Here is a 23,903-nt window from a genome sequence, read left to right on the forward strand (position 1 = left end):
CGCGCGAAATCAGTACCTGTTCTGGCGCGTCACATCGCCGATCGCGGTCAATCCGGCCAGCGCCTGCGGCGACCCGTTGCTCCTGTAGAGCGCCGTGAAGACCCTGCTGGCATCGGTGTAGCGGCCGAGATGGAAGTAGGACCAGCCGCGCATCATCATCAGGTCGGTGGTTTCGGGAGCAAGACGGGCACGTTCCGACAGGGTTACCAGGGCGCCGTTGAAGTCCTTGTGGTCATATTGCGCATAGAACCGCTCGGAGAGCAGCAGCGCCGAGAGTTCGCGGCGCTGCGCGGGAGCCGGATTGGTCTGCGCCGCCGCGACATTGGCCTCCGCCGTCAGGCCTTGCTGGAGCTTCGCATAGGTCTTGCCCATGGCCGCGTCGGCCGCGACCTGGCCCGAGCTGCTGCGCATCGCGGCCTCGAAAGCCTCGGCCGCAGCCGCAGGGCGCTTCAGGTTGAGCAGGCACCAGCCGCGCTGCAATGCTGCCGCGCCCGACTGGCCATTGCCGCAACTGCCGGAAGCGGGCGCTGCCGCCTGGCGGCGCCGGACAGGCTCAGCGTCGCTATCGGCCTGGACGGTCTGGACGGTCTGCCGGGCTGCCCGGGAGCGCACCGGGCGGCTCAGTGCGGGTTCGATCGGGTCTCGCTCGCGTATGACCGGCACGGCCGGAGCGGCGACATCATCCCGGCGCTGCTGCTGGTCACGCGCATCCTGGCCATGCGCATCTTGGCCGCGCGAGGCGCGGTTGCGGCGCGGATCGAGCAGCGCGGCGATCCGTTCGGAGCGGCCGCCMCAGTCGTTGACGATCGCGCGCAGGCCGGCCTGGTCCCGCAGGCGCTGCCGTGCCAGGGCAAGCCCATAGGCGGCCGGCTCATAGCCACGGTCCCAGGAGAGGGCGGTTTCGAACCATGTCTCGGCCGGGGAGGTCTGGCCGGCATTATAGGCATACCAACCGAGACCGGCCGCGCCTGGCGCGTAGCGGTCGGTCGCAACGGTCTTCGCGATCCGCTCGACGACGGCGCGATCCAGCTTCGGAGCCGGTTCCTGCGTGATCAGCGACGTCACCGCGTCGAGATAGGCCTTGCGGTTGGCGGCGCCTGCGTCCAGCCATTGCGAACCCAGCGCCTCGGCCTCGCGATATTTGCGATTGGCGGCCAGCGCGAGCACCGCGCCTTCCGCCGCCTTGGCTCCGCCCTTGCGCTGCAAGGCGGACTGGAACAGCGCCTCCGCCTTGACCGGATCATTGTGGCGCAGCGTGTAGAAGCCGAGCAGGATGGCATCGTCCGGCGTCGTCGCGGCGTTCGCAAGCGCCTCGACCCGCCGGATGTCGTCGGCGGATACGGTGAGCTTGGTATCCTCGGCAGCCCGCCCGATGCGCCGCCGCGCGATCTCGTCACGGATGCTGGAGAATTCGGTCTGCCTCTCCTGCGCCAGAAGCGCGTCCGTCAGCGTATCGGGCAGCGTCGCCAGCGCCTTCTGCATCGTCCCGATCCGTTCTGCCGGGGTGTTGCAGTTGCCCAGCACATAGGAATAGGCGTCCCGCGCCCGCTCGGGCTTGCCGGTCTGCACGAAGGCCTCGGCCACCCGCCACAGCGCATCGACATTCGCGCAGGTCAGCAAGGCCGGCGTCTCGGTGCCGATCCGGATCACCTGCTCCCATTGCCGCGCATTGGAGGCATTGACCAGCCGCTGCGCCGCCTCGGCGGCGTCGAGCCGGGCGACGAGATCGACAGGCGCACGCCAGTTCGGCTCTCTGGTGCCGCGTTGCGCAATCGCGGCCCGGACCTCGGCGATCTTGCCTTCCGAGAAGAGCTTCCAAAGCCGCTCGAGCTCGGGATCGCCGGTTTGAGCCGGAGACGTCAGGTCGGCGGGCGGCTTCCATTCCGGATAGAGGGCGCGCAGCCGGGCAAGCTCGGCCTCCAGGCGCCGCGTGTCGCCCTGAGATGCGAAATAGCGCAAGGCACTCTCGTCGACGACGGGGGGCCGCTGCGCCGGTTGGCCGGGCGGGGTCGCCGGCGGCTGCGCCTGAGCGAGTTCCGGCGCGGGTTGCTGGCTGTCAGGGGAAGAGCTTCCGGCCGCGGCCGCCTGACGGATCGCCGCAGGCGGCGTCAACGACAGATCGACCTCCCGGCCATGGCGGCCGAAGGCATAGAACGCGGCACTCGCGAGGACGATCGCCAGGACGGCGTATTTCACATGCATTGCGGATACCTCTCGCGGAGCATCGAGAGGGACAGAAGATGCAGGGTCGAGGGATAATAGGCCGTCGGCTGGAAGGTCTTCAATTCCGCCGGGATTGGCGTCTTGTCGAGCGCGCAGGCCATCGCGGCCGCGAGAATGCGATAGCCGGCGTCGGGCAGCGGCTCGACGGGATTGCCGGTCTTGACGTCGATCACGGCAGTCCCGCCGGCCCATGCCTTGCGGAACGGCTCCATGCGCGCCTTGTCGGCCAGCCCCGCCCGCATCAGATAGAGCGGGATGCGGATGGCGTTGTAGCCGAACTGGGGCGGGAAGCCGTCGGCAGGCCTGGGCGTGTCCTTGATCGAGACCCAGTCCGGCGCCAGCATCTTCGCCTTGGCAAGCGTGTCGAGCAGTTTCAGGCCGCTCGCCTGCACCTGCATCCAGCTCTGATCGCCGGTGAGCTGCGCGAGCGCCGGCAGCGCCTCGAACACCCAGTAGGATGGATTGACCACGGGCCCGTCGGGCCGGTMCTTCTCGGAAAAGCCGACCGCGCCGGGCATCAGCCAGGTCTCGCCACCGCGCTTCAACAGCGCGACCTTGGCCAATGACCGGGCGATCTGGCGCGCCGCCGCCGTGTAGGCCGGCATGGCCCAGCGCGCGCCGGCGCAGGCAAGGGCCTCGGCGATCAGCAGATCGCCGTCGCTGGCATTGTTGATGTCGGTGACATGGGGGCTCGCCTTGGGGTCCCAGCGCCAGGCCGCGAGCCCGTCGTCGCGGATCAGGAGCTCTGTGCGCGTGAACGCGAATATGCTGGCGAAGCTGCTGCGGTCGCCCGCGAGACAGGCGAGCAGCAGGCCATAGCCCTGGCTCTCGCTATGGCTGATCCCGCTATTGGCATCGTCGATCACGCGCCCTTCGGGCGTGACGAATTTTTGCCGGTAGAGCTCCCATGCGCCGTCGGGGAGGGAGGCAGACAGGGCCGATGTGAGAAGCATCATGGTGGCTGAGAATGTAGCCAGGAGCTTTCTCATGAGCGCCGCCCCAACCGTCCGAGCATCAACGCGGTGCCGATGCCGAGGCTGATGCAGGCGGCCAGGAGCGTCAGCGCGTAGGTGCCGATATTGCTCGACATCCAGTTGGCGAGGACGAGGCGCATATTTGTCAAGCTGAAGGGCCGCGTCATGAAGAAGGAGGTGCGGTCGGCGGAGAGGACATGTGTTTCCTGCCCACCCCGGAAAGCCGTGATCCTGCCGGCCATGGCAGCCCAATTGCCCGGCGTCACGATCCGGGCAACGCTGCTCTCGAGCGCCTCTTCGCGCCGGGCGACGAAGGCGGTCCAGACCTGCCGGGTATCCGGATCGGCGGCCTGGGCTGCGATCAGGTCGGTTCCCTCGGCAGGCTCGTAGAGCGAAGACGAGCGCGACGGTGTGCGCAATTGGGCAAATGACAGGTCGAAGGTGCGCTGCAGCCAGCCGTCGAAGGCAACGAGATAGCGGGCCAGCGGGCCACCGAGCGAGTTCCGCCACCGGTCGCGGATCTCGTTCGTGGATTGCGGCACGCCGCCTGAATCTTCCGGTGTCGTCTGGCGGCCCTGGAAACGGTTGAGCACGGCGTCGAACACGGCCGTGCCATCCGCATCGGGCGAGACCACGACGGCGTCGGCGCGCTGTGGCCATGTGGTGCGGACGGTGTCGGCGATGCCGACGCGCGGCAGCAGGCCGCTTGGCAACTGGCCGACGGCGCCGACGATCAGCGCCGGGCGATCTCCCACGGTGGCGGCGTTCGCCAGCGGATCGACCGCGATGGGCCGGCTGGCGCGCTGGGCCAGGCGCGCCAGCAGAGTCGCCGCCGCGCCGTAATTGGCGGCATCGAGCCGGCCCATGACCAGGGCCACGCGCGGCGCCACCGAGTAGGGAAATCCCGTGCCGGAAACGGCGGCGAGGTTTGGCTTGACGCCGATCTTCGCGAAATCCGGAACGGCCAGCGAGGTGGCATCGAACAGCGCGAAACGGCTCTTGCCAGGCAGCGTCGCGCCGGGCCCGCAGCTCAGATCGGTTCTCGCGATCGTGACGGCCTCGAGCCAGAGCTCATTGATCCCCGGCCGGAAATGCCGCATCGGCACGGTGATGGGGAATTGCTGGAACAGGCCGCCGGTCGTCGTGTTGAGCGGCACGGTCGCGGCGACATTGCCGTTGACGAAGATCTCGATATGGCTGACGCCGGGCAGGACCTCCGCGGAATAGGCGCCGTCGAGAAGAAGCGTGGCCTCACCGTAGGCGTTCGCAAAAAAGTCGCCGGGCATTGCGACGACGGCGCGCACTCGCATGCGCCGGCCGGTCGATTCCTGGGTGGGAACGCCGAGATCGGCGAAGCGCAGCACCTGCCGGCCCGTAACGTAAGGTGGATTCGGCGTGTGCCAGCTCGCCGTATCCATACTTGTGCGGTTGATATTGGTCGGCCTCGAAACCGGCTCGGTCAGGATCTTGGCGACGACCGCCTCGATATCCGGCCAGCCCTGGCCCGTGACGAGAAGTGTGGCCGGACCCAGCTTCGGACTGGCGACGAAGCCGAGGAAGCTGCGGGTGGCCGCTTCCTCCGGGATTGTGCCGAGTAGCTCGCCCAGTTCGTTCGCTGTCCCGATCACAACCGTCAGCGAGCCCGGCCGCAGCCGCTCCGGCGGCCGTTCGGAAACCCGCACCACGACCTGCCCGAAGCGCCCGCGCAGGGCCACGGCCTGGGCTACGGCGAGAATGGTGTTGCCCGCGATCGCCCGCGACGCGCTGGGCGCCACGATGTTGATCGTCGTCTGGCCGCTTTCGTCCCCGCCGATCGACGGCAGATCGTCGATGCCTCGCAAACGCAGCTGCGCGGCATCGGGGCTGCGAAAGCTCAGTCGCGTGCCGGCACCGTCGATGCGCGTCCAGAGTTCATAGGTGGATGCCAGGGTGCAATCCGTGCGGTGGCGCTGCACGACCTCGAAACCGATCGTATTCTCGCCTGCGCGCAAAAGCGCCTTGCGGATCGCGACCGAGAGCCGCGCCAGCCGGTCCGACGATGCAATCGGCTGCTCGATGACGCGCTCGCCATTGATCCGCACGGTCAACCGCGAGGCTTCCGGCATCACGACGAGGGCATTCTGGAATGCCACGTCCAGGTTCAGATCGGCAGCGGCTTCGTCCTGCGTCAGGAAGAAAGCCCAGTTGCGGCTGTCGCTCTCGCCTTCCAGGGTGACGCGGGCGGCAGGAAGCAACGGCTTGAACGCAAAGGGGACGGGCGCAGTCGCTGCCGTCGCGGACTTCGGCGGCTGGCTCGGGGCAGGGGGCTCAGCAGCAGGTGCAGCCGGTGCCACGGGGGGCTTTGCGGCCGGCGGCTGCTCCGGAGGCGCGATCATGAACGGGGCCGGCTCGGCCGGGGCTGGCTGCACGCGCCCGTCCTGGGCCATGCTGGCGCCGCAGAACAGCGGCAGGGCCATGGCGGCCATCAGGGAGAATGGCTGCAGCCTCATTCCGCTGGCCTCGCCGGTGTCGCCGAAGAGCGTGTCAGGCGGTAAAGGCCGAAGAAATAAGACAAGCCGCGGCTCGTCTGGAAGATCGCGATCCGCAGGAAGCGGATCGTGCCGTAGACGACCCCCATGTTCTGGCGCCGCGCCTTCTGGAACAGGGTCCAACGCTCGGCGTCGGAAAAGGCGAGATCGGCGATCATGCGGCTGTGCAGGGCTTCGCTCGGGGCGTAGCGGCAGCCCATCAGCAAACCCTTGTCGTCAGGCGCCAGGCGCATCACACGCACCGGCAGCGTGCCGGCCGGCATGTTGATCGTGGTCTCGAAAGAAATGAGCGCCTCGCTGCCGACAGGCAGCTTGTCGAAAACATGGGACAGGACGCGGATGCCGACGCCGTCGACGGAGGCGTTCTCGGTGACGATCGGCGCGGTCTGCCCGTCGATGGTGATCTCGCCGCGGCGCCGCACTGCGAAGCGCCGGGCCGCGCGCCCCTCCGGCCGCTCGGAGACGACGCCGAGCGCGCAGCCCGCCATCAGCAGGTTGAGCAGGTTCCAGAGGCCGACGACCACGGTCGTGTCGGCATTGTAAGGCTCGGTGATGATCCGCCAGTAGGTCGCGACGACACCGAGCGCCAGGACGCCAAAAATGATGAAGAACGGCAGCCCCAGCTCGGAGACGCGACGGGTTTCCAGAGATTCGTTCTTGGCCGTGACCTTGAAGGTCGGCTTGCCCGGATTGATGAGGACCGAGACGACCGCAGGCAGCAGGTAGACCGACTGGATGAACTCGTAGAGTTCCGAGATCCATGGCCAGCGATAGCGGCCATAGAGATAGTTCTGCATCATCAGGTTCACGACCATATAGCTCAGGATATAGGCGAAGAACTCCGCCCCCGATGCCGTGAAGATCTGCAATCCGAAGAACAGGTAAAACAGAGGCGAGATCAGGAAGATCCAGCGCGCGAAGGGAAACAGCCAGAACAGCGCCGAGGAGCAGTAGCAGAGCCGCTGCGGCAGCGAGAGACCGGTTTTGAACAGCGGGCGATGATAGATCAGGATCTGCATCATGCCCTGCGCCCAGCGCGAGCGCTGCCCGATGAAGCTCGCAAAGGTCGCCGGCTGCAGCCCGGCGATCAGCGGCTTGTCGACATAGACGCTGTGCCAGCCGGTGGCGTGCAGGGTGATCGCCGTCTCGGCGTCTTCCGTGATGCTACGTCCAGCGAAGCCATTGGTGGTCTTGAGTGCCTGGCGGCGCAGCACCGCAGCCGAACCGCAGAAGAACGAGGCGTCCCATTTGTCGAGACCGCGCTGGATGATGCCGTAGAACATCTCGTTCTCGGACGGCATGTATTTGAAGGTCTGGAGATTGCGCTCCAGCGGGTCGGGATTGATGAAGAAATGCGGCGTCTGCACCAGGAACAGCTTCGGGTCCTGGCCGAAAAAGCCCACGGTCTCCGCGAGGAAGGACCGTGCGGGCGCATGATCGGCATCGAAGACGACGATCAACTCGCCTTCGGAGTGAGCGATACCGTTGTTGAGGTTACCCGCCTTGGCGCTGATATTGCGCTCGCGCGTCAGATAGGTGACGCCGAGGCCCTCGCATAGCTTTTGCAGCGTCCCCCGGCGCTCCTTGGCGGCGTTGGCGGCCACGAAATTATCCGCGTTGCACTTCTCGTCGGTTCCGCCATCGTCGAGGAGAAAGACCTTCAGGCGATCGGCCGGGTAATCCATCGCGAGCGCAGCCGCGAGCGTCGTCGCCAGCAGGTCCGCCTCTTCGTTATAGGTCGGCACGAAGACGTCGACGGTGGGCGCATTCTCCAGGTCGACCGGCGGTGTCTTGCGCGGCGGCAAGGGCAGCGCGACCACGAACAGGCTGAGAAACAGCATGCCGATATTATAGAACTCGGCGAGATAGAGGATCATCGCCGGGATGAAGTCCTCGATCTGGTTCGCCGGCGGCAAGGTGCTCGTCGTGCGCCAATAGATGTAGCGCAGCACGATCGCCGTTCCCAATCCCAGCGCGATCAGCCGCCAGACGCCGTCAGGCCGCAGGAACTTCAGCGCGATCATCGCCGTGACCACGATCGCCCCCGCGATCAGATGCGCCTGCAGGCTGATCGGCAAGGTGATCAGCACCACGACCAAGGCGGCGATCACAGCCCAGACGATGACGTAGATCGTTGTTCGCATCGGTCTTCAGGTGATCCTGGTTGCGGTCAAGGCGACAAGGGCGGCGGAACGGTCGGGTATCCTTCCAGGGGTCGGTCCGGCAAAGGCCTGTCCGGGACAGGGTCTCTMATCTCGGTACGGGCCGGCTGCGGACGTTTCGGGCGGGCAACCCGAGGTGGCCGCTCGACCGCATCAGGCAGGAATGTCTGGGTCATGGATGCCTGGGGCAGGGGATAGATCGGCGCGCCGGCCTCGCCGAGATCGGGGGACGGCGATGGCGCATCCCCGATCGGGTTCCAGCCTGCGCGCCTGAGCGAGGCGTTGACGGAAAACCCATAGGCGAGGCGCAGCAAGGCGGCTTCCGACGCTCCCGGCGCACAGATCCGCAGGCGCACGGAGATCACGCCCGATCTGGGGCGGAAAAGGCTGTCATCGCTTGCGACGCGCTGCCAGGCGTAAAGACAGCCATCGCCCCCGGGGCCGCGGCCAAAGGCATAGCCGAACGGGCCGTAGCGGTTCTGCACATAGGCGGCCGACGGCACCATGGCGACGCCCGGAAGCCGCTCCTCCATCTCGCGCGCGATCGCGAAATCCTCGATGCTCGGAAGCGAGAGGAGCCTGCCTTCCACACCATTCGTATCGGGAACATCCGCCGCCGTCAGGAAGGCGGCATAGATCGCATTCTCGCCCGGCGTCCGGCCTCGCGTGGCGAGCGTAACGGTCTGGGACACGGCATTTTCGTAGCTGCGCTGCGTGACGTTCACGACCGCTGGCCCGCCCGGCGGCAGCACGATGAGGGCGCGGCTCGGGTCGACGGCGATGGAGCGTGTTGCAAACGACAGTTCGGCATCCGTCAGCCTCTGCTCACCGCAGCCTGCCGCCATCGCACCCAGCAAGGCCGCGGCGGCAAGGGTTGCGAACCGCCCCCTGGTCTGGCCGCGAGCCGGGCCGAGCGCCGGACGCAGGCTGGACACGCTCATCGGCACGCAGGCCGGTGTCTTGGAGCGATCGACATGTCGGAACCATTGATTAACAAAGATTAACACGTTCTTACCGCAGGCTGATGCGGCCAGTCTTTGGCCCTCGATCGAATCATACCTGCCAGTACAGACAATTCCGGCACCGGCACCAACCCCTGTCGAGCGAGCGCAGTGGGAGAATTTGGAATACTGGCGATCTCATCCCCCATAATCTTTGCGATGGTCGCCGGGGACTGCCTCGACACTCGGCAGGCCTTCTCTGTTCCGGATTGAAAGCCGGCGAAGCGGATGATCTGGAATATCCTTGTCGCCGGCGTCGCAGAAGGGAGGGGGCTTGCCGCCATGACTAGCGCAGCTGCGGACGGGATGCGGCGAGATCGTTGCGGATCGCGGTCGCGGCCACGCCGGCCTGACCCATGGCATGACTGATCTGGTCGAGACCGATCACGACATCGCCGGCCGCGTATAATCCCGCGATGCTGGTGCGCTGGTGGCGATCGACCTGGATGCAGCCATCATCCGTCACGGCCGCGCCCAATGCGGTCGCGAGGTCGGAATGAACGACCGAGCCAAGGGCGGGATAGACGGTGTCGAAACGCAGCCGCCCCGCGGCCGAAGACAGGCTCAGGCCATCCTCCTCCAGCCGGAAGTCCTGCGCGGGTCCGCCGATGATGCGAACCCCGAGACCCGCGAGACGCTCATTCAGGGGGGCGGCAAGRCCCTCGGTTCCATCGAGGACAAGGCTGACCCGCGCCGTATACGACCGCAGGAATTCGCATTCATTCGCAGCGCCGGCATCGGAGCCGATGACCGCGACGTTCTGCCCGGTGACCTCGTAGCCGTCGCAAACCGGACAGTAGCGCAGGCGGCCCAGCATGAGCGCCTCGGCATGGAGCGCGTCGGCAATCGGGGGGCGACGGTTCGTGACGCCGGTGGCGAGCAAAACCGAGCGCGCCTTGATGTCGACGTCCCGCCCGTGCGCCCCGAAGCCGGAACCGTCGTGGGTCAGCGCCTCGACGCGGCGATCGACAATCCAGGTGCCGTACCGGATTGCCTGCGACCGCATCCGCGAGAGCAGCTCGCGACCGGAAATGCCTTCGGGAAAGCCGGCATGATTATGGGTGCAGGGGATCTGCAGCGCGCGGCCATGGCCCGCGTCCATGACGGTGACGCTGAGGTGAAAGCGCGCAAGATAGATCGCCGCCGTCAGGCCCGCGGGGCCGCCGCCGATCACGAGGCAATCGAGCTGGTTTGTCATGCGTCCCTCAGGCTGCATCGCTGCGCCGGACCTGGACGGTCTGCGAGATCACGGTACAGGCGCTATCAGTGGTCAGGAAGGCGGTATCCGTCGAATCCCTGCCATGGGCGATGCGGATGATGCCCTCGATAGGGGCGAGGCGCGTCGGGTCGACTAGCCACCAGGCGTTCTCGAGATAGACTTCCATCACGGCGTGAAAATCGGGCGGTTGGACATCGAGCGAATAGGCGCTGACTGCGCGAGCCGGTATCGACAGGGCACGGCAGAAGGTGATGCCGAGATGGGTGAAGTCGCGACAAACCCCCGCCCTGACGGTGAAAGTATGCGCCGCCGTCGATTCAGGCGTGCTGACGCCCGCGACGTAGTCGACATGGGACGCGATCCAGTCGAGAACCGCCATCACCCGGCTGACGCCGTCGCCCGCGCCTGCGAACTCGCGCTGGGCAAAGCGCTGAAAGCGGTGGCTCGGGCAAAACCGGCTAGGCAGAAGATAGGACAGCGCCTCGGCCGGCAGTTCGTTCCACGCATGCTGGCGCCCCGACGCAGGCAGCAACTGGCGCACGCCGTTATCGACCGTGGCAGTATAGCTGATCGTCGTCTCGCCCGAGAAGCAGGCCCGGAACCGGCGATCTCCCGCGGGTGTCTCGTCTGCGATGGGCCGCACATCGCCGCTGACAGTCAATTCTTCCGCAAGGATCGACTGATCGCTGGAATGTGACGCCTGGATCAGCCCGATCACCTGCGTCGGCGTAGAAAAGCCATAGACGAGTTGGGCCGATGCGATCAGCTTCATCTTGAACTCCGGACTGTCCCAGCGATCCAAACGGAGTTGGCAGTGGTTTCGTTCCGAACCGCCGGCGCGGATTCGCCCGGGCTGACGAACCAAAGGGAACCTCTGTGCCGTTCGCCGGTTCAGAACCTGCGCTTGCGCGTCGTTTGCGGCGGCTCTTGCGCCTTCAGATGTGGCCAAGCTTCGGATGTGACCAGACGCTTGAGGGAGGACATTATGGGCATTCTCGGGACCATCCTCGTCGGCTTTCTCGCCGGCGTGGTCGCCAAATTTCTAACCCCTGGATCGAACGAGCCTTCGGGCTTCATTCTCACCACCATCCTCGGGATCGTGGGTGCCTTCGTTGCCACATACATCGGGCAGGCCATGCATTGGTACGCCCCCGGCGAAGGTGCTGGCTTGATCGGGGCCATCATCGGCGCCGTCATCGTCCTGGGGGTGTGGGCGTTTTTCGCGAACCGCCGACACACGGTCTAACCCCGGCAGCAGGAGCAAATTTCATGAGCGACAACCAGGGCTTTCCGTCGATGACGGCACTGCTGGGCCTGCTGGCCCTCGCAGGCTACCAGAACAAGGACAAGATCGCAGAGTGGCTCGGCCAGGTCACTCAACCCGGTCAGCCGACCCCAACCGGTGCACCGGCCGGCGATATCCCGAAAGGCGCGGATTCCGTGCTCGGCAATCTCGGCGGCACATTGGGCGCAGGCGGGATCGGCGGCTTCCTGAACGGAGGTCTGGGCGAGCTGATCGATCGCTTCAAACAGGCCGGCCAGGGCGAGAAGGCCGATTCCTGGGTGCGCCAGGGTGCCAATCAGGATGTTGCGCCGCCGGATCTGGAACAGGTGATCGGACCCGATGTCCTGGCCAAGCTCGAACGCCAGACGGGCCTGTCCCGTGACGAGCTGCTGTCCCGGCTGTCCCGGCAACTGCCTGACGCCGTGGATCGCTATACGCCCGACGGCAGGCTCCCCGCCGCCGGGGCCTGATCCCGCCCCTGCATGACCGGCAGAGCCGGTGGCCGTCGACACGTCCAGCGACCGGCTCCCGTCATCGGGAGCCGGTTCGTCGTCGGGGCAGGGTTTCTCGAGGCTGCCAGGTACTGCCAGATCGGGTACTGCCAGATCGGGTACTGCCAGGTCTCGTCACGGCCTGGAACCACACTGTCTCGCCTGAGTTGATGCGCAATCGGGAGGAACAGATGGAAACCCAGGAACTACATCGCGGCCGGCTGATCGATCATATCCAGCTGGTTGTCGCGGACCTCGGCGCCTGCCGCCGCTTCTACGAGGGCATCTTCCGCGAACTTCACATTCCGATCGGCGGGACGGCCGAGGATTATTTCTGGGTGGACGAACTCTTCGTCTCGAGCGCGCAGAGCAAGGCGGCGCAGGGCGAGCTCACGGGCCGGCACCATATCGCCTTCCAGGCCAGGAACCGCGCCATGGTCGACGCCTTCTACAAGGCTGGCCTCGACAGCGGCGGCAGGGATAACGGCGCGCCGGGCGAGCGCCCCTATCACCCCGGCTATTACGCCGCCTTCCTGCTCGATCCCGCCGGCAACAATATCGAGGCCGTCTTCCATGGCGAGGCCGAACGCAGCGCTCCATCGGTCAAGATCACGTTCTGAGTGATCGGCAGGTGGTGCCACGCGCGGAATGGGCGGCAAGATGGGCGCGTCGGGGCCTTTCCGAGCCACGGCCGACGCATCATGCCGCACCTTGCTCCAGGCGATTCTTCAGTCTGCGGTTCTCGTCTTCGAGGACCGCCAATCTGGCTTTGACCGGCTCCAGCCATTCCGCGAGCTCGGCCTCGCTGAAGCGCGGGGTGATGTGCTGCGGACAGTTCCAGTCGAAGGCCTCGATCGTGATCGTGACAGCCCGTTCGACACGGGCGTCGTAGCCGGGAACCGCCAGCCTGGCCGCCAGTGCGGTGTCGAGGGTCACGTCGACGACATGCATATGCCCAAAGATCTTCAGGCGCCGCTGCTGGGCATAATCCATAAGGAAGAGCGAGACCCTGTCGTTCCCGGCGACATTGCCCGTGGTGATGTATTGCCTGTTTCCGCGATAATCAGCGAAGCCAAGGGTCTTGCTACCGAGAACCTTCAGAAAGCCGATCGGTCCGCCGCGGAACTGGACATAGGGCCAGCCCGTTTCCGAAACAGAGGCGAGATAGAACTCGCCGCGCCGGGCGATGAACGCCTCCTCATCCGGGCCAAGCAGGTGGTTTTGGGGTGCTGCTCCAGGATCGAGCGTTCCGTCGATCCTGGCATATTGACCCGCGCTGCCGTAGTGCTGGCGCGCATTCTTGACGGCCGGGGTCGAAGCGATCTCGAGATATTTGTGAAGCATGCGAGCCTCCGATATCCGAACCGGCGCAGCCGCCGGCCCGGAGGAATTGCGTCGAGCGCAGCAAGGCCATTCACCCCTGCTGGGCCCATTCTGCGGCAAGCCAGCGCAGCCGGCCGCCATCGGACACGATGTGGCCAAGCCCCGGGAATGGCATGTGTGTTGCGGCGATCAATGCCTTCTCCTCGGCCGCGCGCGGGAAGAAGCGGGCGCGCATCGCGCGGGCCGCCGCCGGATCCTGCTCGAAGACGAAGCCGATATCGGTGGCGGCGGGATGGAGGGAGGGATGGAAGAGCATGTCCGAGACCATGAGCAGGCTCTTGCCGCCATCCTCGACGCGCACCCCGATATGTCCGGGCGTGTGGCCCGTCAGGTCGACGATCGAGACGCCGCGCGTGATGCTGCGCTCGCCATCGATCGCTTGCAGCTTCGGATAGAGGCGGATGAACTCCGCCGATGCATCGAAGCTGCTCTTCAGGAAGCCAGGCGCCGTCGAGCGCTTGGCCGGATCGGTCCAGTGGGCGATCTCGCGTCTGTCGACATGAATCTCGGCGTTCGGGAAATTCCGGCGCCCGCCCGCGACCAGGCCGCCGATATGGTCACGATGCATATGGGTCACGATGACCGCGTCGATGCTCTCGGGTCCGACCCCGACGGCCTCCAGGGCGGAGGGCAGCTTTCCGCTCTCCCCAAGCAAGCCGGCCGGCCCTGTATCGATCAGGATTCGCCGCTCGCCGTCCTCGATCAGGTGCTGGGTGAACATCAGGCGGATGCCGCTGGGGCGGGCTGCGAACTGCGCCGCCGCCGCCGCTTCGATCTCCTGGGGCAGCCGGCCCACGAAATAGGAGAATGGCATGTCGGCAAAGCCGTCGGTCAGCGCGGTCACCGTGAACCGACCGATCGAGATCCGCGCCAGAGGCGGGCCGGCCCTGGAGGCGATCGGCTGCGCCTGCGCCAGCGCGCCGCCGACGGACAGACCGGACGCTGCGGCCAGGGCGGGGAGGGCAAGGGCGGGGACGGAGAGGGAGAAGGCCCGGCGGGATAAGGCGGTCATTGAAGTCTCCTAAGCTGCGAGGGCAGCCGTCAGGCGCRCCCCTCGCGGGATTGAAGAGGATGCTAGAGCCTTCATTGAACTGAGCTATTCAGAGAAATCGGGACGTTTCCTCCCGAAATTCGGGAGGATGGAATGGATCGCTTCGACGCGATGTCGGTACTTCTCGCCGTCGTCGAGGAGGGCAGCCTCTCGGCTGGAGCGCGCCGTCTGCGCTCGCCGCTCACCACGGTCAGCCGGAAGGTGGCCGATCTCGAACAGCACCTTGGAACCCGTCTTCTCGTCCGCACCAGCCGGCGGGTCGCGCTGACGGATGCGGGCCGCGACTATGTCGCCGCGTCCAGGCGAATCCTGGAACAGGTCGAGGAGGCGGAACGGGCGGCAGCAGGCGAATACAGCGAACCGCGCGGCGAACTCTCCGTCACGGCGCCCGTCGTCCTCGGGCGGCGCCACGTGCTCCCCGTCGCGGCCGAATTCCTGGCTGAATATGCAAGGATCGACCTGCGTCTGTTCCTGATCGACCGCCATGTCAATCTGCTGGAGGAGCATCTGGATATCGGCGTGCGGCTGGGTCATCTCGCGGACAGCAGCCTGATGGGGACGCGCGTCGGCGAGGTCAGGCGCGTGATATGTGCCAGCCCGGGCTATCTGGCTCGCCACGGTCGTCCCGCCGTCCCCGAGGACCTGCGCGCGCATGACGGCATCACGTTCAAAGGCTTCTCGACCTMCCCGGAATGGCGCTACCGTGGTGACACAGAAGCGCTCTCGGTGGAGCCGCGCACGCGGCTCGCCGTCAACTCGACGGAAGCGGCGGTCGAGGCCGCCGTGGCCGGTCTCGGTGTGGCCCGGGTGCTGTCCTATCAAATCGTCGACGAGTTGCGCTCAGGCGCGCTCGTGCCGTTGCTCGAAGCCTTCGCGCCGGAGCCGATCCCGGTCCAGCTCGTCTATGCTGCCCAGGGGCAGTTGCCCGTCAAGGCCCGCGCGTTCCTGGATTGGGCCGCCCCGCGTCTTCGCGCCCGGCTCGCTGATCTTCCGGTCTGTGCGGAGTGAGAGGGCTCGGAGCTGGCCCCCTCCGATTGAACAATGTCGCATCGGTMGACGTTGCCTCCAGCGCCGAGCTGGTATCCAGCGGTCGGGAACCGTTCGGGCGGGTGAGCGACAGGCTCTGGTGCGGCGCCAGGGCCCGGTGCAGGTTTGAAGGTCGAGTGAACGCGGCAGGCGTCTGCTCGAGGACAAGGGCGGATCGACGATGCCATCCCCGCTAGAGAGCATCACCGTCGAACCGGCCGGCGAGGACAGGGCTGGGGCGACCGCGTCTTTTCCCTATGACACGGCGCTGGTCGAGCGCTTCCGCGCGGCCTTTCCCCGGGCGCGCTGGCGCGATGATCGCCGTGCCTGGTTCGTGCCAGGGAGCACGGCCGAAAGGCGGCTCGATCGCTGGCTGCAGCGGGAACTTTCCGGCGTGCTCGCGCATGCCGATGCGCGCGGCAGGGACGCCTTCGCATTCGATCCGATCGTGAGCGACTATCTCGTCCCGGCAGAGGATCTGATGGTCCGTACGCCCTATTCCAGGACCGTCGTCGCGGAATTGCGCGCCGTGCTCTGGGCCTGGTGGGACGGCGAGGAAAGGCTCTGGCGCATTCCCTATCGCTCGCTGGAGGAACTGCGGCGCCGTTGGCCGGCGATCGAGGAGGCCGCCCGCCGCGCCKAGCCGGTCGAGCGGAAGCGGCGGCGAGACGAGTTGAAGGGCTCGGCAGAGCACCACGCGTTGCGCGCGAAATCCAGGGAGCGGCAGCGCCATCGCTATCCGGTCCTTGCCGATCAGCTCCCGCCCGGCGACCGCCCATTGATGTCTCATGCCGGCGCGCTCGTCTTCACCGAGGTCACGGGGGAGCTGGTCGACGAGGAAAGCCTGCACCAGCATTACCTCTGGAGTGCCGGCGCGACCGGCGATTTCGTCTGGGCAAGCTGGCGCAGGCCCGGCCATGACGAGCTGGTGCGGACATGGCCGGCGCGGCAGCCAGCGAGTGGGGCGGAGCTTGCCCGGGGCTGGTGGCAGCCGACCATCGAGGAGTTACGGGACGCCCGACGAAAGGCGAGATCGCTTGAGCGCGCACAGGCGACACGCAGGCAGCGGCAGATGCAGGGAAGGCAGGAAGAGAAGCCTGTATAGGCAATGCGTTATGGCATTCCGCTTGCCTGGGTCGTCAGGGCCAGGCCAAGCGGACATCGTTCAGGAGATTGCACGCCCTCGTTCATTGGACCTGCGGAACATAAGGAGGCAGGCCGGGGTTAGGCTCCTACCCAATCACCGTCGAGCCGAACACTCATGAATTCAGGCGAAAGCCATTTCCACACCCGCCGCTCCGCTCTCGCGACGCTGATCGCAACCGCCTTGCTTGCGAGAGGGCAGCCTTCGCTTGCCGCACCAGCGCCCCAACCAGGGGCTGCCCGTTTTGGTTTCGACGACGTCGTCGCGCAGGCGCGCATTCTGGGCGAGCGGCCCTTCGATTCCGGTGGCCTGACAATCCCGTCGGAGTTGTCGAAGCTGACCTATGACAGCTATCGCGAGATCCGTTTCCGGCGGGAAAAGGCCTTGTGGCAGGAGAGCGGTTCCGATTTCCGCCTGCTCCCGTTCCATCTCGGCTTTCTGCACGACAAGCCGGTGCAGTTGCATGTGGTGAAGGAGGGCAACGCCATCCCGATCCCGTTCACGACGAGCCTGTTCGAATACGGCAAGGTGCCGGTGCCCAAGCAGCTTTCGCCGTCGCTCGGGTTTGCCGGGTTTGCGGTGACGACCACCCTCAACGATCCCAAAATCCAGGATGAGGTGATTTCGTTTCTGGGGGCGAGCTATTTCAGGCTGATCGGGCGGGGCCACCGTTACGGGCTTTCCGCGCGCTCGCTTGCGATCGACGTCGGCGGCAAGCAGCCTGAGGAGTTTCCCTTTTTCCGTGCGCTTTGGCTGGAAGAGCCGAGGGCAGACAGCCTCGATCTGGTGATCTACGCCCTGCTGGATTCCCCGTCCGTGGCGGGCGCGTTCCGCTATGTCGTTTCGCCTGGCCGTACGACTGCGATGTCGGTCACGGCTACCCTCGTGCCGCGCGTGGAGATCCCGCGCATCGGCATCGCGCCGCTGACCTCGATGTTCCTTGCGGGTGAAGGCGACCTTGGACACCGAACCGATTTCCGGCCCGAAATTCACGATTCCGATGGGCTGTTGATGCAGAACGGCTCCGGAGAATGGATCTGGCGGCCGATCCGCAATCCCGCGAGCCTGCGGATCTCCAGTTTTGGCGACCGCGATCCGCGAGGCTTCGGCCTGATGCAGCGCGACCGCGAATATGGACATTACCAGGACCTGGAAGCGCATTATCACGCACGTCCGGGATATTGGGTCGAACCCATCGGTGACTGGGGCGAGGGCCGGGTCGACCTGATCGAGATACCGACCAACAACGAGGCATTCGACAATATCGTGGCGTGCTGGACGCCGGCGCGGCCGCTCGACATCGGCAAGGCCAGTGAGTTCACCTATCGGATCACCGCCTTGTCGACGACCAACGAGCTCCATGCCATGGCGCAGGTCCGCAACAGCTTCAGCGGTTGGGACATCCGGGAGCCCGATGCCGACGGAATGGGCAAGCAGCGGTTCATCATCGATTTTGGCGATGGCGATCTGGCGTATTTCGTGAGCGACCCCAAGCGTGTCGAGGTCGTCGCCTCGACGACCGCCGGTTCGATCGCCCATACCATCATCGCCGCCAATCCCGCCGCGAAAGGCTTTCGTGTCATCCTCGACGCGACCTTGCCAGTAGGGCAAACTGCCGACTTGCGCGTCTATCTCAAGTCGCGAAACCGCACCCTCTCCGAGACGTGGACGCAGTCTTGGTCGGTTCCTGCCCCTGCTGTCCGAGATGCGCCAGGCCATGTGGTCACTCGGGATTAGAGCTTCTGCCCGAAATGTGGATTGCGGTTCTTTGGAAAGCCGGCGCAAACATGAGGGGCTGGATCATCGGTCTGGATGCGCTATCCCGCCCGATGATCTGACCGGCATCGCTCCGTCCTGGACAGGGTCATTGGCCTGCAGGCGTGAGATCCGATGAAGCTCCTCCCACAATCCCTGCTCATTCGGCCCCGCCTTCTGATTGCGCTGGTGGCGGTGATGTTGCTGACGATCGTGCTGCCGCGCGACTGGGGCTGGGTGACGCGGCTTCTGGTGGCGTGGGACGCGGGCGCAATCCTCTATCTCGGCCTGCTGACGACGATGATCTTCGGCGAGACCGTCGAGCAGATCAGGGCGCGTGCCGCCGAGCAGGATGAAGGCGCGCTCGCCATCCTGATCATCGCCTGCCTGGCGGCCGCCGCGAGCGTCGCGGCCATCGGCATTCAGCTCGCCGGCCTGAAGACCGTGCCGCCCGACGAAAAGACACTGCACCTGGCACTGGGCGCCGTGACCATCCTCAGCTCATGGGCGCTGGTGCATGCCTTCTTCTCGCTGCACTACGCCCATGATTTCTACAGCGATGACGGTGCCGAGGGCGGCCTGGATTTTCCGGGCAAGGGCGAGCCCGACTATGTCGATTTCCTTTATTTCTCCTACACGATCGGTTGCACGTCGCAGACATCGGATGTCGGCGTCACCACACGCGAGGTCAGGACGATCGTGCTCGCCCATTCCATCCTCTCGTTCTTCTTCAACACCACTATCCTGGCCTTCGGCATCAATGTCGGCGCCTCGCTGCTGTCGGGGTCCTGAGGCCGGTCCGGGCTGGCTCTCCGGAGTGCCCATGGCGCATTCCCCGCAGCATGACGGTCAATCGGACCGCCGCAATGGAAGGGGCGGCCTGATGGTCAAGAACGGTTGGGGGAGGGGCGCCGCGGGAGGCGGTTTTCCAAGTAGACAGGCGGTCGATTACATCTCGGTGTCGTAGCGGCAATCTCAGAATTGCTTCTAATTTTGAAATAATGAACGCATGGCGATATTGCATTTGTTGCTGTTCTCTTGGTCATGAAGCGCGCTAATCTCGCATTGCTCGCTTTCCCCTCCCATCGCGGGCAAGCCGGTCGGCGCGGCCTTGGCCGCTGCGCTGGCCGGCATTTTTTTCTGAATGATGTGCTTTGCGCAAAGACGCGAGCGACGGCTGCCTCAAGCGTTGGTCGCTGGAGCGCGCAGAAGTGAGGGCCGATCCAGAGCGAGATACCCTGGCGACAACTCTCCCGTATCCGCCGCGGCTGCCCTAGTTGAAGGCAGCGTATTCGAGCAGCGCGATCAGGTCGTCATCCCGGATGATGATGGCGCAACCATTGGTGTGATCGATGATGATCTCCACGATTGCGCCACCCAGAAAGGCTGCGTTTGCATAGCGCGCAGCCGCGCGTATGCCGGTGAAGGTTGCCGTGGGACTCTCACCCGTCCAGACAGCAACCGTGCAGTTCACGGACTCGAACTGTTCCGCCATGAGCCAAGGATTGATCGTCACCTCTTGTCCCGCCCCGTTCGGCTGAAGGAGAATTATGAATCCATACTGAGGCCATCGGTGACGCTGAGGGTCTCACAACTCGTCGGATGCGTCATCCGACCAAAGTCGATCCTGATATTTGGGCGCGGGACCTTCCAGACGGCCTGCCTGGCGGCGGTCATGCCACGCTGTACGATAGGCCATGCATTCTCGGGACCAGTGTCAGGCGGCTCGCACCGGGCGCTTGCGATGCCGCCCCTTGGCTTTCATATCCTCGACATATATACGATCCATATATGAAACGTATATGGAGACTCCGATGGGCATCGTGAACATCGATGACGACCTGCACGATCAGCTGCGCCGGGCGAGCAAGGTATCGTTTCGGTCGATCAATGCGCAGGCTGCCTACTGGATCAAGCTCGGCATGCTCTGCGAGACCAATCCGGGGCTCAGCTTCACTGAGATCATCGAGCGCGAGCTGAATGCCGCAGGCGTCAAGGCTCAGCCGCTCGCCGAGACTGACGCATGACAAAGCAGCCTCGCGAGCTGGCATTGCTGGCCGAATCCGGGAGGTTACTGGCCTCCGTGTTCGGGATGCTGGATCGAACCGCGCTCGCCGGCCTGTCGACACTTCAGGTCAATGAACTGGTCGAGCACTTCATCGTCCACGATCTCCAGGCCCGACCTGCGAGCAAGGGCCAGTATGGCTATGATTTTGTGTTGAATGCTTCGGTGAACGATGTCGTTTGCCACGGTGTTCCATCTGAAACGACCGTGCTTCGGGACGGGGACATCGTCAATTTCGACATCACGCTCGAGAAGAACGGCTATATCGCGGATTCCAGCAAAACCTATCTCGTCGGCGAGGTGAAACCAGCCGCCAGGAGGCTGGTCCAGACCACCTACGAAGCGATGTGGATGGGCATCAAGGCGGTTCGGGCGGGTGCGCGGCTCGGAGATATCGGCTGGGCGATCGAGCGACATGCCAAGCGGAGCGGTTATTCGGTGGTGCGCGAGTATTGCGGTCACGGCATCGGCCGGGAGATGCACGAGGAGCCGCAGGTCTTGCATTTCGGAAAGCCAGGAACCGGCCTCGCCCTCCGCGAGGGTATGGTTTTCACGATCGAGCCGATGCTCAACCGCGGCCGGGGGAGCGTGAAGACAGAGGCTGACGGCTGGACTGTCGTGACGAGAGACGGCTCGCTGTCGGCTCAGTTCGAGCACACCGTTGCCGTGACGGCGTCCGGCGTCTCGGTTCTGACGCTCCGTCCCGACGAACAAGGCGCAGGGCCAATGAAGCGGCGTGCGCTGGCGGCGGTCGGCTGATCCGGCAGCGCCGCGGAAGCGCCGTCCTGCGTGATCTGATCTGGTCGTCGAAGGCGGATCGGTCGGATCGCCTGCCGCATCATGCTGGGATCCGCGGTCGCTCGCGGTTCAGGTCCCCTTGCGCCTAGTCCCATTCTCTCTCCTGGGATCGGATGTCGCGCAAGGAGTGAACGAGATCGATCGCCTTGCCGAACAGGCGCGCCCTCGGGATCGGGAGCGCGGCGCCGCCGGCGCAGGAGATCACCTCGGCGACGTCTTCATGGGAATTGCCGACGAACTGCCGCTTGCCGCTGATGTGAAGCGAGGACAGGATTCCATCCCCCTGGTGTCTGGAATCGAGTGGAAGCGGGCCCGATGCTTTCTCGGCGTCGAACCAGACCGGCGATCCGTCCGGCAGCGCAAGCTCGGCGAGTGTCGGCAGCTTCTCACCGACCACAGCGGCGACATAGTCCGGCAGCTCGATCACCAGCAGCACATCGACGCAGTCGATGCGGGTCTTGGCCAACGGGTCGCCATCACCGGGAACAGCCCGCCTGATCCGGGCGACCCGGCGCGCCAGCACCTGAACCTGAGATCCGTCAGACAGTGTCAGCGAGATCATTGTCGTTCCCGGGCGCTCGTTTCACGATAGCCAGCCTCAACGTAATGCGCCTGCTGGCCGATACTCAATCACGGCATGATCGTAACCTTAAGGCAGGACGACCTTTGTGGCCCGCCACCGCAGGAAAGCAGCGCCAACCCTGCCGCTACCCCGCCGCAAGACCGCCCGAGATTCCCCGGTCGAAAACCCCGTTCCTGAATAATTGTTCATGGAACCAATGGCTTAACAGATTGTTCCCTTCATCGGCCGGGGGCTAACAGGAGATCGACTATGATCAGGAAGATTGTCCTTGTGGCTGCGCTGGTTGCCTTGCCTATGGCCGTGTCGGCGCAGCAACCCAATGCTGGTGCGGCCGGTGGCGCCGCTGCCGGCGCGGGAACCGGAGCCGTTGGTGGAGCCATTGTCGGCGGGCCGGCCGGAGCGGCCGTCGGGGCTGTCGGTGGCGCTGCGGCGGGGGCGATCGTCGGCGGCATCGCGGCCGACCGGCGCTCCGAGTTCCGCACTTATGTGACGGAGCAGAAGGTGCCGTCGGTGGCCTATCGCGAGAAGGTCGTCGTCGGAGCGACGCTTCCCCAAACCGTCACCTATCGAGAGGTCCCGGAGCGTTTCGGCAAGACCCAGTATCGCTACACCGTCGTGAACGATCAGACGGTGCTGGTCGAGCCGAAGACCCGCAGGATCGTACAGATCATCGAATGATCGGCAGATAGACGGGAAAGGCCCGCCATCGATGGCGGGCCTTTCCTTGTGACTGAAGCTCGACCTGGGCAGGCGGCCCTCGTCCCTGTCGCAATCAACCTCCCGGCAGGGCAACCCGCCAGACCGTATTGCCGACATCGTCGGCGACCAGCAGGCCGCCCCGCCGGTCGACCAGCACGCCGACGGGACGCCCCCGTGCCTCGCCCTTCTCGTTCAGGAACCCGGTGAGGGTCTCCTGCGGCATCCCGGCTGGCTTGCCCTCACTGAAGGGGACGAAGATCACGCGGTAGCCGACCGGGCGCGAGCGGTTCCATGAACCGTGCTGGCCGATGAAGGCGCTGCCCTGATAGCGCGGCCCGAGGCGGCCCGGCGGCACGAAGCCCAGCCCGAGGGAGGCGGTATGTGAACCCAGCGCGTAATCTGGCTTGATCGCCTTGGCGACCAGTTCCGGCTTCTGGGGCTCGACGCGCCTGTCGAGATGCTGGCCATAATAGCTGTAGGGCCAGCCATAGAAGCCGCCGCGCTTCACCGAGGTCATGTAGTCCGGCACCAGATCGTCGCCGATCTCGTCGCGCTCGTTGACCGCCACCCAGAGTTCCCGGGTCACGGGGTTCCAGTCGATCCCGACAGGGTTGCGCAACCCCGTCGCAAAGAGCTGCGTCGCTCCCGTCGCCGGGTCGATCTCGAGCACGGCCGCGCGCCGCTCCTCCTCGGCCATGCCGTTCTCGGCGACATTGGAGTTCGAGCCGACGCCGACATAGAGCTTCGAGCCGTCCGCGCTGGCGGTCAGGCTCTTCGTCCAATGGTGGTTCCGGCCGGCAGGCAGGTCGGCGACCTTCACGGCTGCGCCCGCGCTTCTGGTTTCGCCTTGCCGGTAGGGGACGCGGACAAGCGCATCGGCATTGGCGATGTAGAGCTGGTCGCCGATCAGGGCCATGCCGAATGGCGAGTTGAGGTTCTCCAGGAAGACGCTCTTCGTCTCGGCGACGCCGTCGCCGTCACTGTCCCGCAGCAGCATGATCCGGTTCGCGCTGAGCGTCTGCGATCCGGCCTTCTTCATGAAGACGCCCTGCACCCAGCCGCGGATGCCGCCGCTCTTCTCCGCCGGCTTCGGTGGCGCGTCGCTTTCGGCCACGAGCACATCGCCATTGGGGAGTTCGTAGAGCCAGCGCGGATGCTGCAACCCGCTGGCGAATGTGCTCACCTGGCCGCCGCTGGGCGTGGTCGGCTTCTCCCCCAGCTTCCAACCGATCGCATCGGCGATCTTCACGGTCGGAAACCATGTCGTCCTGGGCTCGGGCAAAGTCGGGTTGGGGCCGTAGCCGGCCTCCTCGGGCAGGGTGGAGCGAGCGGCGAGCATGAGCGCCGAGGCCGCGACGCTGGCGATGAGCATGACGGGGCGCTTGATCGCCATATGCGGTTCTCCTCCCTGGCTGCGGGAAGCACTGCCCGCCCGCATCATGGGGTGAACGTCAAACCCCGTCACTTTGTTCGCGATGGCTTGGTTCGCGACGGCCCCGGGCCGCGTCCTCGACTG

Annotated in this window: 22 protein-coding genes; 10 read left to right on the plus strand and 12 right to left on the minus strand. The window is 65.6% G+C overall.

Annotated elements, in window-relative coordinates:
* Nucleotides 1-9: 9 nt before the first annotated feature.
* From AC1DIO_RS24570 to AC1DIO_RS24600, 7 genes are all read right to left on the minus strand, one after another.
* Nucleotides 10-2,202 carry a hypothetical protein gene (locus tag AC1DIO_RS24570; protein ID WP_476854230.1) on the minus strand — a complete coding sequence of 731 codons (2,193 nt, stop codon included), beginning with the start codon at nt 2,200-2,202 and terminating at the stop codon, nt 10-12.
* The gene (locus AC1DIO_RS24575) at nt 2,193-3,212 is read right to left on the minus strand and encodes a family 8 glycosyl hydrolase (RefSeq protein ID WP_476854231.1); all 1,020 of its coding nucleotides are present in this window, start codon (nt 3,210-3,212) and stop codon (nt 2,193-2,195) included. Before AC1DIO_RS24575 ends, AC1DIO_RS24570 begins: the two co-directional genes overlap by 10 nt.
* Nucleotides 3,209-5,686 carry a cellulose biosynthesis cyclic di-GMP-binding regulatory protein BcsB gene (locus AC1DIO_RS24580; RefSeq protein ID WP_476854232.1) on the minus strand — a complete coding sequence of 826 codons (2,478 nt, stop codon included), beginning with the start codon at nt 5,684-5,686 and terminating at the stop codon, nt 3,209-3,211. The genes AC1DIO_RS24575 and AC1DIO_RS24580 overlap by 4 nt, the downstream gene beginning before the upstream one ends.
* Nucleotides 5,683-7,869 carry a UDP-forming cellulose synthase catalytic subunit gene (bcsA, locus tag AC1DIO_RS24585; RefSeq protein ID WP_441506842.1) on the minus strand — a complete coding sequence of 729 codons (2,187 nt, stop codon included), beginning with the start codon at nt 7,867-7,869 and terminating at the stop codon, nt 5,683-5,685. Before bcsA ends, AC1DIO_RS24580 begins: the two co-directional genes overlap by 4 nt.
* Nucleotides 7,870-7,895: 26 nt before the next feature.
* Entirely contained in the window at nt 7,896-8,828 is a 933-nt protein-coding gene (bcsN, locus tag AC1DIO_RS24590; protein WP_476854233.1) for a cellulose biosynthesis protein BcsN, read from the minus strand.
* 346 nt (nt 8,829-9,174) lie between these two features.
* Nucleotides 9,175-10,086 carry an NAD(P)/FAD-dependent oxidoreductase gene (locus AC1DIO_RS24595; RefSeq protein ID WP_476854234.1) on the minus strand — a complete coding sequence of 304 codons (912 nt, stop codon included), beginning with the start codon at nt 10,084-10,086 and terminating at the stop codon, nt 9,175-9,177.
* 7 nt (nt 10,087-10,093) lie between these two features.
* Complete coding sequence (locus AC1DIO_RS24600; RefSeq protein ID WP_441492265.1) at nt 10,094-10,879, minus strand: transglutaminase-like domain-containing protein; 786 nt, start codon at nt 10,877-10,879, stop codon at nt 10,094-10,096.
* Nucleotides 10,880-11,092: 213 nt separating this feature from the next.
* On the opposite strand from AC1DIO_RS24600, the gene AC1DIO_RS24605 reads away from it, so the two are divergent.
* From AC1DIO_RS24605 to AC1DIO_RS24615, 3 genes are all read left to right on the plus strand, one after another.
* Nucleotides 11,093-11,353 carry a GlsB/YeaQ/YmgE family stress response membrane protein gene (locus AC1DIO_RS24605; RefSeq protein WP_476854235.1) on the plus strand — a complete coding sequence of 87 codons (261 nt, stop codon included), beginning with the start codon at nt 11,093-11,095 and terminating at the stop codon, nt 11,351-11,353.
* A 23-nt stretch (nt 11,354-11,376) separates the two neighbouring features.
* Nucleotides 11,377-11,862 (plus strand): YidB family protein, encoded by a 486-nt coding sequence (locus tag AC1DIO_RS24610; RefSeq protein ID WP_476854236.1) that lies wholly within the window; start codon nt 11,377-11,379, stop codon nt 11,860-11,862.
* A 212-nt stretch (nt 11,863-12,074) separates the two neighbouring features.
* A complete protein-coding gene (locus AC1DIO_RS24615; RefSeq protein WP_441492268.1) occupies nt 12,075-12,503 on the plus strand; it encodes a VOC family protein in 429 nt (142 codons plus the stop codon).
* Between the two features lie 79 nt (nt 12,504-12,582).
* On the opposite strand, the gene AC1DIO_RS24620 is transcribed toward AC1DIO_RS24615, so the two are convergent.
* Both AC1DIO_RS24620 and AC1DIO_RS24625 read right to left on the minus strand, forming a co-directional pair.
* Nucleotides 12,583-13,227, minus strand: a complete 645-nt coding sequence (locus AC1DIO_RS24620) for a pyridoxamine 5'-phosphate oxidase family protein (RefSeq protein WP_476854237.1) — start codon at nt 13,225-13,227, stop codon at nt 12,583-12,585.
* A 70-nt stretch (nt 13,228-13,297) separates the two neighbouring features.
* A complete protein-coding gene (locus tag AC1DIO_RS24625) occupies nt 13,298-14,278 on the minus strand; it encodes an MBL fold metallo-hydrolase (RefSeq protein WP_476854238.1) in 981 nt (326 codons plus the stop codon).
* A gap of 132 nt (nt 14,279-14,410) precedes the next feature.
* Here AC1DIO_RS24625 and AC1DIO_RS24630 point away from each other — a divergent pair, with 132 nt between their 5' ends.
* The 4 genes from AC1DIO_RS24630 (at nt 14,411) to AC1DIO_RS24645 (ending at nt 19,034) form a co-directional block, all read left to right on the plus strand.
* The gene (locus AC1DIO_RS24630; RefSeq protein ID WP_476854239.1) at nt 14,411-15,325 is read left to right on the plus strand and encodes a LysR family transcriptional regulator; all 915 of its coding nucleotides are present in this window, start codon (nt 14,411-14,413) and stop codon (nt 15,323-15,325) included.
* Between the two features lie 199 nt (nt 15,326-15,524).
* Nucleotides 15,525-16,448, plus strand: a complete 924-nt coding sequence (locus AC1DIO_RS24635) for a hypothetical protein (protein WP_476854240.1) — start codon at nt 15,525-15,527, stop codon at nt 16,446-16,448.
* Between the two features lie 156 nt (nt 16,449-16,604).
* Nucleotides 16,605-18,224 carry an OpgD/OpgG family glucan biosynthesis protein gene (locus AC1DIO_RS24640; RefSeq protein WP_476768210.1) on the plus strand — a complete coding sequence of 540 codons (1,620 nt, stop codon included), beginning with the start codon at nt 16,605-16,607 and terminating at the stop codon, nt 18,222-18,224.
* Nucleotides 18,225-18,377: 153 nt separating this feature from the next.
* A complete protein-coding gene (locus tag AC1DIO_RS24645) occupies nt 18,378-19,034 on the plus strand; it encodes a DUF1345 domain-containing protein (RefSeq protein WP_441506830.1) in 657 nt (218 codons plus the stop codon).
* Nucleotides 19,035-19,515: 481 nt separating this feature from the next.
* On the opposite strand, the gene AC1DIO_RS24650 is transcribed toward AC1DIO_RS24645, so the two are convergent.
* A complete protein-coding gene (locus AC1DIO_RS24650) occupies nt 19,516-19,758 on the minus strand; it encodes a hypothetical protein (RefSeq protein WP_441492271.1) in 243 nt (80 codons plus the stop codon).
* 298 nt (nt 19,759-20,056) lie between these two features.
* On the opposite strand from AC1DIO_RS24650, the gene AC1DIO_RS24655 reads away from it, so the two are divergent.
* The gene (locus AC1DIO_RS24655; protein WP_441492272.1) at nt 20,057-20,269 is read left to right on the plus strand and encodes a ParD-like family protein; all 213 of its coding nucleotides are present in this window, start codon (nt 20,057-20,059) and stop codon (nt 20,267-20,269) included.
* Entirely contained in the window at nt 20,266-21,066 is an 801-nt protein-coding gene (map, locus tag AC1DIO_RS24660; protein WP_476854241.1) for a type I methionyl aminopeptidase, read from the plus strand. Before AC1DIO_RS24655 ends, map begins: the two co-directional genes overlap by 4 nt.
* Nucleotides 21,067-21,190: 124 nt before the next feature.
* Here map and AC1DIO_RS24665 read toward each other — a convergent pair whose 3' ends face one another.
* Nucleotides 21,191-21,667 carry a hypothetical protein gene (locus AC1DIO_RS24665; RefSeq protein WP_441492274.1) on the minus strand — a complete coding sequence of 159 codons (477 nt, stop codon included), beginning with the start codon at nt 21,665-21,667 and terminating at the stop codon, nt 21,191-21,193.
* A gap of 270 nt (nt 21,668-21,937) precedes the next feature.
* On the opposite strand from AC1DIO_RS24665, the gene AC1DIO_RS24670 reads away from it, so the two are divergent.
* On the plus strand, nt 21,938-22,366 hold the full coding sequence (locus AC1DIO_RS24670) for a DUF1236 domain-containing protein (RefSeq protein WP_441492275.1): 429 nt from the start codon (nt 21,938-21,940) through the stop codon (nt 22,364-22,366).
* A gap of 94 nt (nt 22,367-22,460) precedes the next feature.
* Here AC1DIO_RS24670 and AC1DIO_RS24675 read toward each other — a convergent pair whose 3' ends face one another.
* The gene (locus tag AC1DIO_RS24675) at nt 22,461-23,780 is read right to left on the minus strand and encodes a PQQ-dependent sugar dehydrogenase (RefSeq protein ID WP_476854242.1); all 1,320 of its coding nucleotides are present in this window, start codon (nt 23,778-23,780) and stop codon (nt 22,461-22,463) included.
* Nucleotides 23,781-23,903: the final 123 nt, after the last annotated feature.

It is taken from the genome of Allobosea sp. 05T439 (assembly GCF_056396005.1).